Annotated in this window: 1 protein-coding gene and 1 pseudogene; both read left to right on the top strand. The window is 50.7% G+C overall.

Features of this window, described 5'->3' with window-relative positions; genetic code table 11:
- On the top strand, window positions 1-1,294 hold a 1,294-nt coding region (locus Xinn_RS23030), incomplete at its 5' end, for a phage tail fiber protein (protein ID WP_422645976.1).
- A gap of 179 nt (window positions 1,295-1,473) precedes the next feature.
- Window positions 1,474-1,558, top strand: a pseudogene (locus tag Xinn_RS20720) (IS5/IS1182 family transposase); the annotation flags it as partial.

The raw sequence follows: 1,558 nt of genomic DNA on the forward strand, positions 1-1,558 counted from the left end.
TGATAGAAGGTTAACCCGCCCTCTTTTTTCTCAGGAACACACGATGATTTACACACAAGGCACAATCAGTACCGTGTCCGGCTCGGCGTTTGTCCGGGGCACTGGCACCCAATTTAAAAGCAACCTGAACGGCGTGGCACCGGGACAGGTCATCCTCATTCAATCCGGCAGCAGCAATTTACTGCATATGATTCAGGCGGTGAACTCGGATACCGAACTGGTGTTGGCGGACAAGGCGACAGTTACCCTGAACAAGGTCACTTACCAAATCCAGACCACCGTGCCCAACTCCATCTCCGATGGTGTCCGGCATCTGTGTGCGATTAACAGCCATATCATCACCTTTCTGCAGAATATGGATAAATGGATGTCACAGAATGGCACGGTGGACGTCACGCTACCGAATGGACAGACGGTGTCGTTGCAGTCGATTAAGGCACTACAGGCGGCAGTGGGGGGAAAGCTGGATAAAGCGCAGAACGGGGCGGATATTCCCGATAAGTCGGCGTTTGTGAGTAATGTTGGATTGAGTCATGTGCTGAGGGTGGGAGACTATGGGCTAGGGAAAGGCAGCGTTGAATTATCCCCGGGACAGACTATCGCTAGTTTGGCCGGGAAAACGGGTTTTTATAGCAAGATTGTTCCCCCACTTCCTTCAGATGTGCCTAAAGGGGATGGCGCCGTGAAGGTGTTATCCATGGGCGTTGCTGGGTGGGCTACGCAATTAGCATTTGATGCCTATCGTAATATAGCATGGATACGAGCTAGAAAATCATGGGGCAGTGATTTTCAAGATTGGGGGCAATTCCTGATATTGGGGGCTAATTGTTATCGCGATGACAGTGGTTATATCCGTCAAGGTTCACCCATCCTTCAAATCCACCCTGACGGTAATTTCACTACCAACGATGAATCCGAAGGGGCTACCGTCACGAAACGGGCGACCGGTCATTATCAGGTTACTGGCGTACTGGGCTATAACGCCGATAAAGCGTGGGGGGTTCACGGGGGCATCTCCTCGCCGAAGAACAACAACGGGCTGGAGCTTATCTACATTGATGACAAGGTGAACAAGGACGGCAGTATCACGATTGAGACGTTCCACCGTCAGCACAGTCATTTGCCGGAACGCTTTCAGAACAAGCGGATCAAAGCCCTGATTGACGGGGAGAAGGTGTACTATCAGGACGGTGAACCCTGTGATATTCCCGAAGGTTGCCGGTTAGATGTCCGCGTCCAGATGCCGGAGAACTCGGTGTGGAATTTGAAGCAAGCATCATCCGGGGAGGAATAGGGCGCAATGCCCCACAACAGAATCGTTGCGCCAGCCTAAATAATAAACTGATATCGGTGTGGGCTTGAGGGAGGGGGTTAATTACTTAGTTCAATGGATGTGAATTGACTAGATAGCGTCGTCATAAGTGACTTTGTGCGATAATAAGATTTGCATTCCATAAACAGAGTGAACTAACCATGAGCACACCTGCATACCGCCGTCACGATATTTCCGATCATGTCTGGAATTTACTTGAGCCCCACTTACCGGGTCGAAAAGGCG

Origin of the sequence: Xenorhabdus innexi, assembly GCF_002632485.1 — a bacterium.
GTDB classification, from domain to species: Bacteria; Pseudomonadota; Gammaproteobacteria; order Enterobacterales; family Enterobacteriaceae; genus Xenorhabdus; species Xenorhabdus innexi.